At 66.9% G+C, this 13,262-nt stretch carries 10 protein-coding genes; 2 read left to right on the top strand and 8 right to left on the bottom strand.

All coding sequences use genetic code 11. The features are described from left to right. The 4 genes from cysT to arfB all read right to left on the bottom strand — a co-directional run bounded on the left by cysT (window position 1) and on the right by arfB (window position 2,900). A complete protein-coding gene (gene cysT / locus H261_RS16020; protein WP_008619507.1) occupies window positions 1–849 on the bottom strand; it encodes a sulfate ABC transporter permease subunit CysT in 849 nt (282 codons plus the stop codon). 11 nt (window positions 850–860) lie between these two features. Continuing rightward, window positions 861–1,904 carry a sulfate ABC transporter substrate-binding protein gene (locus H261_RS16015; protein WP_152426912.1) on the bottom strand — a complete coding sequence of 348 codons (1,044 nt, stop codon included), beginning with the start codon at window positions 1,902–1,904 and terminating at the stop codon, window positions 861–863. Between the two features lie 195 nt (window positions 1,905–2,099). Beyond that, a complete protein-coding gene (locus H261_RS16010; protein WP_008619504.1) occupies window positions 2,100–2,444 on the bottom strand; it encodes an ATPase inhibitor subunit zeta in 345 nt (114 codons plus the stop codon). Between the two features lie 36 nt (window positions 2,445–2,480). Then, window positions 2,481–2,900: an alternative ribosome rescue aminoacyl-tRNA hydrolase ArfB gene (arfB, locus tag H261_RS16005; protein WP_008619501.1), complete on the bottom strand. Its 420-nt coding sequence runs from the start codon at window positions 2,898–2,900 to the stop codon at window positions 2,481–2,483. 185 nt (window positions 2,901–3,085) lie between these two features. Here arfB and H261_RS16000 point away from each other — a divergent pair, with 185 nt between their 5' ends. After that, window positions 3,086–5,350, top strand: a complete 2,265-nt coding sequence (locus H261_RS16000; protein ID WP_008619500.1) for a PAS domain S-box protein — start codon at window positions 3,086–3,088, stop codon at window positions 5,348–5,350. A 40-nt stretch (window positions 5,351–5,390) separates the two neighbouring features. Then, the gene (locus H261_RS15995; protein WP_008619498.1) at window positions 5,391–6,806 is read left to right on the top strand and encodes a sensor histidine kinase; all 1,416 of its coding nucleotides are present in this window, start codon (window positions 5,391–5,393) and stop codon (window positions 6,804–6,806) included. Here the strand turns inward: H261_RS15995 and H261_RS15990 are convergent. From H261_RS15990 to H261_RS15975, 4 genes are all read right to left on the bottom strand, one after another. Next, the gene (locus tag H261_RS15990) at window positions 6,757–7,290 is read right to left on the bottom strand and encodes a nucleoside 2-deoxyribosyltransferase (RefSeq protein WP_008619496.1); all 534 of its coding nucleotides are present in this window, start codon (window positions 7,288–7,290) and stop codon (window positions 6,757–6,759) included. The two genes, H261_RS15995 and H261_RS15990, sit on opposite strands and share 50 nt — an antisense overlap. Window positions 7,291–7,313: 23 nt before the next feature. Next, window positions 7,314–7,616, bottom strand: coding sequence for a hypothetical protein (locus H261_RS15985; protein ID WP_040476698.1), 303 nt, complete (start codon window positions 7,614–7,616; stop codon window positions 7,314–7,316). Between the two features lie 49 nt (window positions 7,617–7,665). Beyond that, on the bottom strand, window positions 7,666–8,514 hold the full coding sequence (locus tag H261_RS15980) for a serine/threonine-protein kinase (RefSeq protein WP_008619485.1): 849 nt from the start codon (window positions 8,512–8,514) through the stop codon (window positions 7,666–7,668). Window positions 8,515–8,587: 73 nt separating this feature from the next. Further along, the coding region (locus tag H261_RS15975) for a tandem-95 repeat protein (RefSeq protein WP_008619475.1) at window positions 8,588–13,262 on the bottom strand (4,675 nt) is incomplete at its 5' end.

The raw sequence follows: 13,262 nt of genomic DNA, 5'->3' as shown, positions 1-13,262 counted from the left end.
TCACCCTCCCATCTGCGCGCGGCGCCACTTCTGCAGCAGGTTGACCGCCAGCAGCAGGGTGAACGAAATCGCCAGCATTACCGTGGCGATGGCGGTGGCGCCCACGTAATCGTACTGCTCCAGCTTGGTGACGATCAGCAAAGGCGCGATCTCGGACACGCCGGGCAGGTTGCCGGCGATGAAGATCACCGAGCCGTACTCGCCCACCGCCCGGGCCAGGGCCAGGGAAAAGCCGGTCAGCAGCGACGGCAAGACGGCCGGCAGGATCACCCGCAGGAAGGTCTGCAGCCGGTCGGCGCCCAGCGAGGCGGCCGCCTCCTCAAGTTCCAGGTCCACGTCGTGCAGCACCGGTTCCACCGTGCGCACCACGAAGGGCAGGCCGATGAACACCATGGCCACCACCACGCCCAGCGGCGTGAAGGCCACCTTGACGCCCAGCGGCTCCAGCAGCCGGCCCAGCCAGCCGTTGGGGGCGTACAGCGCGGTCAGCGCGATGCCGGCCACGGCTGTGGGCAGGGCGAAGGGCAGGTCGATGGCGGCATCCACCAGCCGGCGGCCGGGAAAGGGATAGCGCACCAGCACCCAGGCCACCAGCAGACCGAATACCGCGTTGATCAGCGCGGCGGCCAGGGCGCCGCCGAACGACAGGCCGAGCGCCGACAGCACCCGGGGGTCGCTCAGGATCGCCGTCCATTGCTCCAGCGTGGTGCCCGCCGCCTTGATCACCAGCGCCGCCAGCGGTAGCAGCACGATCAGCGACAGATAGGCCAGGGTGAAGCCCAGCGTCGGGCCGAAGCCGGGAATGACGCTGGGCGCGCGGCGCGGCAGGGAAAGGGCGAGGACGGCCAATTTCTCCGCCCCTATTTCTTGGCCGTGATGCGGTCGAACACGCCGCCGTCGGAGAAGTGCTCGGTCTGGACCTTGCGCCAGCCGCCGAACACGTCGTCGATGGTGAACAGCTTGACCGGCGCGAAGGCGGCGGCGGTCTTCCTGACCACCTCGGGATCGCGGGGACGGTAGAAGTTCCGCGCGATGATCTCCTGGGCCTCGGGGGTGTAGAGGAACTCGAGATAGGCCTGGGCGACGGCGCGGGTGCCGCGCTTGTCCACCACCTTGTCGACCACCGCCACCGGCGGCTCGGCCAGGATGGACAGCGAGGGGGTGACGATCTCGAAGCCCGAACCGAATTCCTTCAGCGCCAGATGGGCCTCGTTCTCCCAGGCCAGCAGCACGTCGCCCAGGCCGCGCTGGGCGAAGGTGACGGTGGAGCCGCGCGCCCCCGAATCCAGCACCGGAACGTTCCGGAACAGGGCGGCCACGAAATCCTGGGCCTTGGCGGCGTCGCCGTCGTTGCGGTCGAGGGCGTAGCCCCAGGCGGCCAGATAGTTCCAGCGCGCCCCGCCCGAGGTCTTGGGATTGGGGGTGATCACCGAGACGCCCGGCTTGACCAGATCGCCCCAATCCTTGACCTGCTTGGGATTGCCCTTCCTGACCAGGAACACGATGGTCGAGGTGTAGGGCGCCGAATTGTAGGCCAGACGCTTCTGCCAGCCGCCGTCCAGCAGCCTGGCCTTGTCGGCGACGGCGTCGATGTCGTAGGCCAGCGCCAGGGTCACCACGTCGGCCTCCAGCCCGTCGATCACCGAACGGGCCTGCTTGCCCGAACCGCCGTGGGACTGGTTGATCTTCAGGTCCTCGCCGCTCATGGCCTTCCACTGCTTGATGAAGGACTCGTTGAGCGCCTGATACAGCTCGCGGGTGGGATCGTAGGACACGTTGAGCAGCGTGCGGGACTCGGCCGCCTGGGCGCCGGGCATCAGGACCGCCAGCCCCAGGGCCAGCACCACCGCGAACAGGGCGGCCAACAGCAGGCTTCGCGCCTCATCCTCATGAAATCCGATCATCATACCCTCCAACTCCACACATGGGGCACGCCACCTCTCTTTAGTCTGCTAATCTGTAGACTAATAGAATTATCGTGTCAAGCGGTCGGAACAGCCATGGGGAAGCACCCGCCGGCGGGATGCGGAACGCCCGGCGCTGCAAAGGGAAGGGACGGATTCGGGAGGCGGCAGGCGGTCTTGCGGCTCAGATCAGCCTCAAGGAGCCGGCACGCCCTCCCCCTGCTCAAGCAAGGCCTGCTGCTCGAAGCGCCGGCAGACATCCTTCAACTCGGCGGGGGAAAGAAAGATGCCGAAGCCCATCAGGTCGTTGCGGATCTTCAGCATCAGGAACCCCTCGGTGGCCGAGGTCGAAACCCTGGCGAAATCGGCATCGAGAAGCAGGCGGAGGTAGTTCTGGCTGTCCTCGTCGGTCAGGTCGCAGACCCAGCCCGCCAGCAAACGGTTGCGGTGCGCCCGGACCCAGAACGCAGCCTCGTCCCGGCTGCGATAGGCCGCCTGGCTGGTCAGCCCCTTGGCGTGGAAGGTCTCGAGGATTGCCACGTCGTCACCTCACATCGGCCCTCGCGGGGCATGCACCTATTCCGGCCGTTCCGACCGCAACTTCTTGGTCTCGGAGCGCTTGCCCTTGCTCTCCAGCCGACGCTCCTTGGAGCCCTTGGTGGGCTTGGTGGGACGGCGCTTTGGCGGTGGCGGCTTGGCGGCCTCGCGGATCATCTCCACCAGCCGGTCCAGCGCCTCGGCGCGGTTGCGCTCCTGGCTGCGATGGGTCTGGGCGATGATGATGATCACGCCGTCCTGGGTCAGGCGGCTGCCCGCCAGTTTCTGCAACCGCACGCTCACATCATCGGGCAGCGACGGCGAACGCCGCGCATCGAAGCGCAGTTGGACCGCCGTCTCGACCTTGTTGACGTTCTGGCCGCCCGGGCCGGACGAGCGGACGAAGCTCTCGTCGATTTCCTTCTCGTCAATGGAGATGCGGTGGGTGATGTGGATCATTCAGTTTTATATCGGGTGCGCCGGCCTTTCGTCCAGATGGCCCACAGCGCGGCAAAGTCCATGATCTACTCCCGGACTGCCCGTTTGGTCAGGATTCGTCACGAGATGTCATGATGCCGCACGCCTAGACCTTTGGTATCATTTCCGAAGATTGGCTGGAGCGGCGACGCACTGGGGGACAGGATTTGAGCGCCACGCAACCAGGTTCGGATGCGATCCCCGCCCTCGCCGAGGTCAAGGCCCGGGTGGCGCGCTATGCTGCCCTGGGCCTGCTGGCCTGGAGCCTGCTGCTGGGCGGATCGCTGGCCTGGAACATCGCCAAGCAGCACGAGATCACCCTGGAACTGGCCACCAACACCGCCCTGGCCAATTTCAACAAGGACGTCGCCTATCGCCTGTGGGCCTCGGGCCATGGCGGCGTCTATGTCGAGCCCACCGAGAAGACGCCGCCCAGCCCGTGGATGGCCCACCTGCCCGACCGCGACCTGATCGCCGATGACGGGCGGCGGCTGACCCTGATGAATCCCGCCTACATGCTGCGCGAGATGATGCAGGACCATGGCGAGCTTTACGGCATCAAGGGGCGCATCGTCGGGATCATCTACCTCAACCCCAACAACAAGGCCGACCCGTGGGAGGCCGAGGGCATCCGCCAGTTCGCCGAGGGCCGCAAGACCGAGCTGATGGAGGTTTCCGACATCGACGGCGCCCCCTTCCTGCGCCTGTTCAAGCCGTTCCGCATGGAGCCCAGCTGCCAGAAATGCCACGGCCATCTCGGCTTCCAGGACGGCGAGGTGCGGGGTGGCATCGGCGTCTCGGTGCCGCTGGCGCCCTATCTGGCCAGCGAGGCCGGCGCGGTGCGGACCATGAGCACCACCCACGGCGTCCTCTGGGTCCTGGGGACGCTGGCCATCGGCGCAATCGCCCGGCGCAGCCATTCCCGGCTGGTGGCCAACACCCGGATGACCCTGGCGCTGCGCGACAGCGAACAGCATTACCGCGCCATCATCGAAACTTCGTCCGACGGCTTCTGGATGACCGACCGCCAGGGCCGCCTCATGGAGGTCAACAACGCCTATGCCGCGCGCTCGGGCTACAGCCGCGAGCAGTTGCTGAGCATGATCATCTCCGACCTGGACGCCGTCCAGACCGAGGAATCCATCCGCGCCAACATCGAGACCGTGGTCAAGGGAGAGGCCCGCCGCTTCGAGACCCGCCACCGCGCCAGGGACGGCGGCGAATGGGACGTGGAGATCAGCACCTCGTATTTCCCGGCGGGCGGCGGACGGCTGTTCGTCTTCCTGCGCGACATTTCCGAACGCAAGCAGGCCGAACGGGTTCTGGCGGAAAGCGAGCGGCGCTTCCGCGAAATGGCCGAGACCATCGATCAGGTGTTCTACATCGCCGACATGGACTATCGCCGCTTCCACTATGTCAGCCCGGCCTTCCGCCGCCTGTGGGGACGGGACCCCGAGGAACTGGTGGCCGATCCCTCCCTGTGGCCGGCCTGGATTCATCCCGAGGACCGCGACCAGGTGATGAATTTCGTGGCGTCGCGTATCGGATCGGGGGAATACGAATCGGACTTTCGGGTGGTTCGCCCCGACGGCACGGTGGCCTGGCTGCACGCCAAGTCCTTCGAGGTCGCCAATCCGTCCAGCGGCTCTCCCTATACCCTGGGATTCCATACCGACATCACCCAGGCCAAGGCGATCGAGGAGGCGCTGCGCGACAAGAATCAGGCGCTGGAGCGCTCCAACGCCGATCTCGAGGCCTATGCCTACGTCGCCTCCCACGACCTGCGCGAGCCGCTGCGCAACATCACCTCGTTCTCCACCCTGCTGGCCCGGCGGCTGGAAGGGCGGCTGGACGGCGATGAGCGGGAATTCGTCAAGATCATTACCGACGCCGCCAACCGCATGGACTGCCTGGTGCGCGACCTGCTGGAGGTCAGCCGGGTCGGGCGCGGCACCCAGGCCATGCACCCGGTGTCACTGTCCGATCTGGCGGCCGGCACCCGCGACAGCCTGCGCAGCCAGATGGAAGCCGCCAGCGCCACCATCGAGATCGCCGCCCCCCTGCCCCAGGTCATGGGCAGCGACGACGAACTCTACCGCGTCCTGCTCAACCTGTTCGGCAACGCGCTGAAGTACCACGGCGCCCAGCCGGTGCGCATCACCGTGGATTGCCGCGCCGACGGGCCGGAAATGTGGCGGATCACCGTGGCCGACAACGGCATCGGCCTCGAACTTGGCCGGGGATACGAGGAACGGATCTTCGGGCTGTTCCAGCGCCTGCACCAGCGCGACGAATACGGCGGCGGCACCGGCATCGGCCTGCCGGTCTGCCGCAAGATCATCGAACGCCACGGCGGCCGCATCTGGGCGGAATCCGACGGCCCCGGCAAGGGCACCCGCATCGTCTTCACCCTGCCCAGACTACCGGACTAGAGCATTTGTGTGCCATGGGGAGCGCTCTCTGGTAGAATTGATGATCGTGTCCAGACATTCCCCCAAGGATTTCACCCCATTGAAGGTCTCCTGGCGCATCACCGGCATCTATGCCGCCGTCGGACTGAGCTGGATTTTCCTGTCGTCCCTGGCCGTGTGGATGAATGTCCCGGAACCCCCGGGCATGGCCTCCTTGCTGGAGGTGGCCAAGGGCTGCGCCTTCGTCCTGGTGACGGCGCTGATGCTGCTGGTGCTGCTGCGCCGCTGGGAAAAGGAACTGGACCGGCGGGGCGCCGCCCTGGCCGAAAGCAACCGCGAGCTGACAGAGGTCAACACCCGGCTGTCGGGCATCATGCGCGGCTCCCACGACCTGATCGCCGCCTGGGACCGCAACAGACGCCTGACCGCCTTCAATCCCCGCTATCAGGCGGTGTGCTGGAACTTCTTCGAGCGCGACGTCAGGATCGGCATGTCCATCGAGGAGCTGTTCGTCCACGTCCCCGACCGCTACCGCCTGTTCGCGGAATGCTGGGACCGCACCCTGGCCGGCGAGTCCTTCGTCCAGTTGCAGTCGCTGACCACCGACGGCGACACCGCCTGGTTCGAGACCAGCTACGGCTCGCTGCCGGGCCCGGACGGCCGTCCGGCGGGGGGATTTCACATCGTGCGCGACGTCACCGACCGCGTCCGCACCGAGGAGGACCGCCGCTCCCATGCGGAAAAGCTGGCCAAGGCGGTGGAAACCCTGACCGAGGCCAATTCCGAGCTGGAACGCTTCGCCTATGTGGCGTCCCACGACCTGCAGGAGCCGCTGCGCACCGTCGCCTGTTTCGCCCAGATGATCGAGCGCGATTACGCCCAGGTCCTGGATGACCGCGGCCGGCAATACCTCGATCTGGTGACCGGCGGCGCCATCCGCATGCACCACCTGATCAACGACCTGCTGGCCTATTCGCGCACCACCCGCAACGAGGGGCGGATCGAACCGGTCTCGGCCGAATCCGCCTGCCACAGCGCACTCAACAACCTGCGCGAAGCCATCGATTCGAGCGGGGCCGAGATTACTGTCGGCCCCCTGCCGGATGTCGCCGCCGATTCGGTCCTGCTGATCCAGGTCTTCCAGAACCTGATCGGCAATGCCGTCAAGTACCGCAAGGAGGGAATCGCCCCCCGCGTGCGGGTCGCCGCCGAGCGCCAGGACCGCCAGTGGGTGTTCTCGGTCAGCGACAACGGCATCGGCTTCGACCCGGCGGAGCAGGACGTGTTCGAACTGTTCCGCCGCCTCCACCCTTATTCCAGCTATGCCGGCACCGGGGTGGGACTGGCCATCTGCAAGCGGATCGTCAGCCGCCTGGGCGGCCACATCTGGGTGGAATCGGTCCCTGGGGAGGGAAGCTCCTTCCGCTTCACCCTGCCCCTTGCCGAGCAGCTTCAGCCTGCCGACACGCTTCCGTGAGCGCCGCCTCGAAATCCGGCAAAACCCCGGCGGGCGCGGCGGCGTACATCAGGTTCTCCACCAGGCCGAAATCCTCGACCAGCATGCCGTGCTGGCGGCAGAACGAGCGCCCGTCGGCGTCACAATCGTGGGGAACCCGCTCCTTGTAGGGGCGCATGTCCTCGGACCACGCCACCACCGGCTTGCCCAGGGCTTCCGCATAGCCCATCTCCCAGGTGGTTCCGGGGCAGGAACCGGGGCCGCGGAACGGCGAAACGCAAGCGATCACCACGTCGCATTCTCGAATCCGCCCCACGTTGCCACGCCGGATCAGCGCCGCCAGTTCGGCCGGCGGCAGGCCGCGCTGCTCCGCCTCGGGCTCGAACGGCGCCACACCCTGAAGGCCGTGCTGGCCGCACATCTCCACCAGATAGTCGAGCAGGGCCTTGGCGGCCGGATGGAACACGGCCGGACCGGCGAGGTAGGCCTTGGGCTTGTCGGACATGAACGGGGTTTCCGGATGGGGGATCAGGCCAGAACGTCCAGGGCTTCCTTCTCCGTCCTGGCGATGCGGGAGAAGGTGCGGGCGGCCAGGATATAGGCCTGCTTCGCCTGGCCGAGGTCGATCACCTCGCGCGCCAGATCCACCCCGCCCTCGGGCGGCAGCGGGACATAGGCCGCCCCGGCCGGGCTGGTGGACACCACCTGGCCCCTCTGGGCCTGATAGTCGGGCGTGGTGAGATTGGCGATGTTGCCGGCGGCTTTCTCGGCAACCCGCGACTGGGTGGCCAAGCCACTGAGCAATGTCGTCGAGGCTATGGAGGAAATCATCTCGGTCCGGCCGCTTGGTCAACGCCCCATCATGCGCCTTCGCCCCGCCTCAAGGCAAGCCGATCGCCGCGAGGCGCGCCGCCATGCCGGCGGCGTCGGGACGGCGGGCGGGATCGGCCTCCAGGCACTGGGCAAGCAGATCGGCGAAAGCGGCGGGCAGCCCCTCCACCGCCGCCAGCCGCCGCCGGTCGGGGAAGTGTCCGGTCAGCATACGGATGCCGATCACCCCCAGCGAGAAGATGTCGGAACGGTCGGTGGCCTGACTGGCCTGGGCGTATTGCTCCGGGCTGATGTACTCGCGGGTGCCGAACCACTCCCGCCCCGCCGAGACCGGCTCGCCCGGCGGCTTGGCCATGCCGAAATCACCGATCTTGACCCGCCCGCCGGGACCGCCGGCCAGCAGCAGATTGCGCGGCTTGAGATCGCGATGGACGATACCCTTGCCGTGAATGTCGACCAGCGCCGAAAGCACCTGCAGCAGCACCGCCTTGGTGCGGGCCGGGGTGGCGGCGCGGGCCGTTTCCCCCTCGCCCGCCCCGCCATCGAAGAGGTCGGGGCCGATCTCGTGGCGCAGGGACAGGGGCAGGTATTGCATCAGCAGGCAGGGCCGGCCGTCGGCGGCATGCTCCAGGCCGACCGCCGGCACGATATGGGGATGGTCGAAGCGGGCCTGCAGCCGGGCCTCCTGATAGAAGCGTCGGCGCCACTCGGCCACCGGGAACGGCGGAATGATGCCGTTTTCGTCGGATTTGGGGGTGAAGGCCTTGACCGCCACGGCCCGGCCGAGCCCCAGATCCTCGGCCAGCCAGATGTCCGAAAACGCCGTCACCGCCACCAGGCGATGGAGGCGATAGCCTTGCAGCTCCAGCGCCGCCGACGCCTCCACCGGCTCGTCCATGTCCCCCGCCCCCATAAAAAGGGTCCGCCCGCCGTGGCAGGCGGACGGACCCGGTAAAGTGTTCACCCCATCCCTAGAACTTGATGCTCTCGATGTTGGTGAACTCGATGGTCTGGTCGCCATCCTGGCTGTGAACCGTGATGGTGCCCGACTTGTCCTGGCCGAGATTGATGGTGCCGGCCGCGTCGTGATCGCCGTCCGAAGCCACCGTCCAATCGCTGCCGCCGGTCGAGATGGTGATGCTCGCCCCCTCGCCCATGTTGGTGGACAGGTCGATGGTGTCGGTCCAGTTGCCGCCGGCGCCGCCGTTGACGGTGTCGTGGCCAGTGCCGAAGTCGAACAGGAACAGATCGCTGCCGTCCTGACCCATCAGGTCGTCGCTGCCGGCCCCCGCCACGATGGTGTCGTCGCCGGCACCGCCATGGATGGTGTTGCCGCCATCGCCGGCCACCAGCAGGTCGTCGCCGCTGGCCGACCAGATCACGTCGTGACCGGTGCCGCCGGCCACCGTCAGGTCGCCGTAATCATAGCGGCTGGTGGTCATGTCGAGGATGACGTTGTCGCCGTCGCCCAGTTGGATGTGGTCGAAGCCGCTGATCTTCTGGCCGTGATCGGCTCCCTCCAGCGACATGTAATCGTTGCCGCCGGCCCCGATCAGAGTGTCGCCGCTGTCGCCGTTATACGACTCGTTGTGGCGGTTGTAGCCGGAGATGCTGATGGTGTCGTTGGTGCCGTCCTGGTCGCCGTTGCCCACATCCACGGCGCGCCAGCCACTGCTCCAGTTGGTGCCGTCGTCGCTGGCATGGACGACGTCGCCGTCATTGCCACCGCCGCTGTTGTGGCCCCAGCCGCCATGGCCATGACCGCCACCGGAACGACCGCCGCCGGAACCGTGACGACCACCGCCGGAATGGCCGCGTCCACCGCCGGAATGGTCGTTCTCGGCATTGTTGTGGTCGCCGGAATTGCCGGGGGCATCCTGGTCGCCGTTGCCCCAGCCGTTATTGCCGTGGCCGCCGCCGGAATGGTTGCCGCCCACCGACCACGAGCCGTTGGCGCCCCAGCTCTCGTCACGGCCGCCGCCATTGCCCCAGCCGATGGCATGGCCGCCGCCGCTGCCGTTGCCGCCGCCCGAACCGCCGGTGACCTGGACCGAGATGGTCTGGGTCGCCAGGCCGCCATTGCCGTCGTCCACCTGGACGGTGAAGGTGTCGGTGCCGCTCCAGCTGGTGTCGTCGGCGTTGTAGAAGAACGAACCGCTATCGGAGTCGATCACCAGGTTGCCGTGCTGGTTGCCGCTGTCGAGCACCGAGTAGGTCAGGGTGTCGCCGTTGACGTCGGTGGCGCTGACCCGGCCGATATTCGAGGAATTAGGCTCGCTGTAATCGACGCTCAGGGTCTCGGTGGTCTGGGCCGCGTTGATCACCGGCGCGTCATTGGGATCGTCCACATAGACCGACACGGTGGCGACGTCGGTGCCGCCATGGCCGTCGCTGACCGTGTATTCGAAGGTGGTGGTGCCCTCGAAGCCCCTGTCGGCGGTGAAGACGACCTGGCCGTCGGCGCCGAGGCTGACGGTACCGTGCTGGGCATTGCCCACCGAGATGATGCTCAAGGCATCGCCATCGGCGTCGGTGTCGTTGGCCAGCAGGTCGGCGCTGTCGATGCTCACCGTCCGGTTGGTGTCGGTGGCGATGCGGTCGTCGGCCACCGTCTCGCCGGCATTGCTGCCGACGCCCACCTGGGTGGTGACCGACACGTCACCGCCATGGGCCTCGGTGGAGGACACCGTGGTGGTGAGGTTCAGGCTGTTGGCGGTGACCGGGGTATCGGTGACCAGGGTCACCTCGACCGGCGAGCCCGACATCACGTTCAGGGTATAGGTGCCGTCGGCGTTGGGGGTCAGAACCTCGCCGTCCAGTTCGAGAGTGGCGCCCGCCGGGATGTTGCCGATGGTCACCGGCGACAGCGTCTCGCTGCCGTCGGTATCGTTCAGCGTCGCCTCGATGGTCAGCGGGGTCTTGTAGGTGGAGGTCGTGGTGGTGGTGTCGAAGGCCGAAGCGTCACCGATCACCTGGCCGTCGGCGAACTTGATGTTCTCGAAGTCCTTGACGTAGTTCTTGACGCCGTTGGCGTTGGCATCCCACTCGGCCTTGGTGACACCGGTCAGTTCGATGGAGTCGGTGCCCGAGCCGCCGGTCACCGTCGCCCACAGGTTGTCGCCGGTGATGGTCACCCGGTCGTTCCCCGAGCCCATGTCCACCTTGGAGCTGATGTCGCCGCCGATCTTGACGGTATCGTTGCCCGAACCGGCATCGATGGAGGCCCAGGAATCGTCGGCCACTTCCAGATAATCGTCGCCGGAGCCGAGGCTCGCCTTCGAACTGAGATCGTCGCCGACCAGCACCCGGTCGTTGCCTTCGCCCACATCGATGGAGGCGTTGGCGTCGCCGCCGGTCTGCAGGTCGTCGGCACCCGAACCGAGGCTGATATTGCTGTTGAGGTCGCCGACGATCTTGACGTCGTCGCTGCCCGAGCCGGTGGAGATGGACGCGTTGGCGTCGCCGCCCACCTGCAGGCGGTTGTCGCCATTGCCCAGGTCGATATTGCCATTGAGGTCGTCGCCGACCCGCACGGTATCGTTGCCCGAACCGCCGGACACCGAGGCGTTGACGTCATCGGCCATATCCAGGGCGTTGGTGCCGTTGCCCAGGTCGATCTTGGCGTTGACATCGTCGCCGATGGTCACCTGATCGTCACCGTTGCCGGTACTGATGCTAGCGTTGTTGTCGCCGCCGATACTGATCACGTCGGCATTGTTGCTGCCGTTGTTGGCGGTGTTGAGGTCGCCGGCGACATTGGTGGTCGGCGTCGCCGTGGTCGGGTCGGACATGGTGTCCAGACCGTTCCAGTCCACGTCGGCGCTGGTGCCGGTGGTGGTGGTCTCAACCGTGGTGGTCCCCATGGACACCGACAGGGCCGGCCCCTGGGCATCATCGTCGATGCGGCTGTCGTCGCCGGCCACCGGCCGGTGATTGGGGTTCTCCACCGTGACGGAAACCGTCTCGGTGGTGGTGCCGCCGTGGCCGTCGTCGATCACCACCTTGAAGGTGTCGGTGCCGCTGAAATTGCCGGTCGGCGTATAGGTGAAGGTACCGTCCGGGTTGAGCGCGACCGAACCGTGCTGCGGGCCGTCGTTGCCGGTGGCCAGCGAGAAGTTCAGGTCGTTGCCGTCGGCGTCGGTGGCTTCCACCTGGCCGGTGACGGCATTGTTGACCGCGGTGCTGACGCTTTCTGCCTCGCCGGCATCGGGGCCCGTATTGCCGAGGTCGATATTGACTTCGGCCTGGGCGCTGGCCGAGGCGGTGCTGGCGCCGTCGGCGCTGGTCGCGGTGACCGAAAGCTCGATCTCGCCGCTGAAGCCCGGAGCGGTGGTCAGGGTAAGCCCGTCCAGATCCGAGGCGTCCAGGGTGTAGCTGCCGTCGGCGCCGGGGACCAGCGCGACGCCGTCCTGGTACAGGGTGGCGCCCTCCGGCAGGCCGTTCAGGACTACCGTATGGCCTTCCGAGCCGTCCATATCGGGGAAGCTGGCCGCGATGTTGACCTCATGGGTAGAGGTCGGCTCGGCTTCGCCCCACTCGACCGTCATGTTGAGGTCGTTGTAGTCGCGGTCGCCGCCGCCGTTCAGGTCTTCCCAGTTCTGGTTGCCGCCATCCCGGCTGGTATCCTGCATGTGCACCAGATCGTCGGAATTGAGGTCCTTGTTGTCGAACAGGACCTTGGTCCCGGTCCCCGAAAGGACGGCGCCGTTGCTGTCCACCACCTGCCAGTTGCCCGCGGAATCCTTGGTGAAGGTCACGTCGGAGCCGTCGCGGATGCTGGAATTCTGGTCGCCGTTGGGGATGATGAAGAACCCGACCTGATCGGGATCGACGCCCTCGATGGTGACCGACTGGCCGTTGGTGTCGTGGACGTCCTTCCAGATGATCTCGCCGGAGGTCGGGTTGCCGTTCTCGTCCATGACGTAATAGCCGTAGGTATTGTGATACCCGGCCGAGCCGTCATGGTTGGTGACGGTGAAGCTGCCGTTCGTGTCGACCGCGCCCTCGCCGATGGACAGCGAGACGCTGGCCTGGTCGGCCACCGCGCTGACGTCCAGGGAGGCCGAACCGGCGGTGGTCCCGCCCTGGCCGTCGCTGACGGTGTAGCTGACGTCCACGCTGCCGCTGAAGTTCTCGGCCGGCGTGAAGGTGTAGGTGCCGTCGCTGTTCTCGGTGATGGTGCCGTTGGCCGAGGTGAGGTTGCTCACCGACAGGCTGTCGCCGTCCACGTCCGAGGCGTTGGCCAGCAGCTGCGCCTTGGTGAAGGTGATGGAATTGTCCTCGGCGGTATCGCCGAGATCCACCGCGCCACTCACGATCGGGCCGTCGTTACTGCCGGTGATGGTCACGCCCACCGTGGTCGGCTCGCTGGTGGTGGTGCCGTCTGTGGCGACCACCTTGAAGGTGTCGCTCTGGACCGCCCCGACACCCAAGGCCTGGGCCTCGGCATTGGGAGTGAACGTGTACTCGCCGGTCGCCGAATCGATGGTCACCGTGCCGTGATCGGTACTCAGGCTGCTCACCTGGTTGCCGTCCGTATCGACCAGATGGTAGCGGAGCGTATCGCCGTCCACATCACTCGCCACGGCGGAACCGGAGCCGGAACCATCCTCGCTGGTCAGCACATCACTGGCGGAAACAACCTCC

The sequence above is a fragment of the Paramagnetospirillum caucaseum genome, from assembly GCF_000342045.1.
GTDB classification, from domain to species: Bacteria; Pseudomonadota; Alphaproteobacteria; order Rhodospirillales; family Magnetospirillaceae; genus Phaeospirillum; species Phaeospirillum caucaseum.
This window is presented reverse-complemented; position numbering and strand designations above follow the sequence as displayed.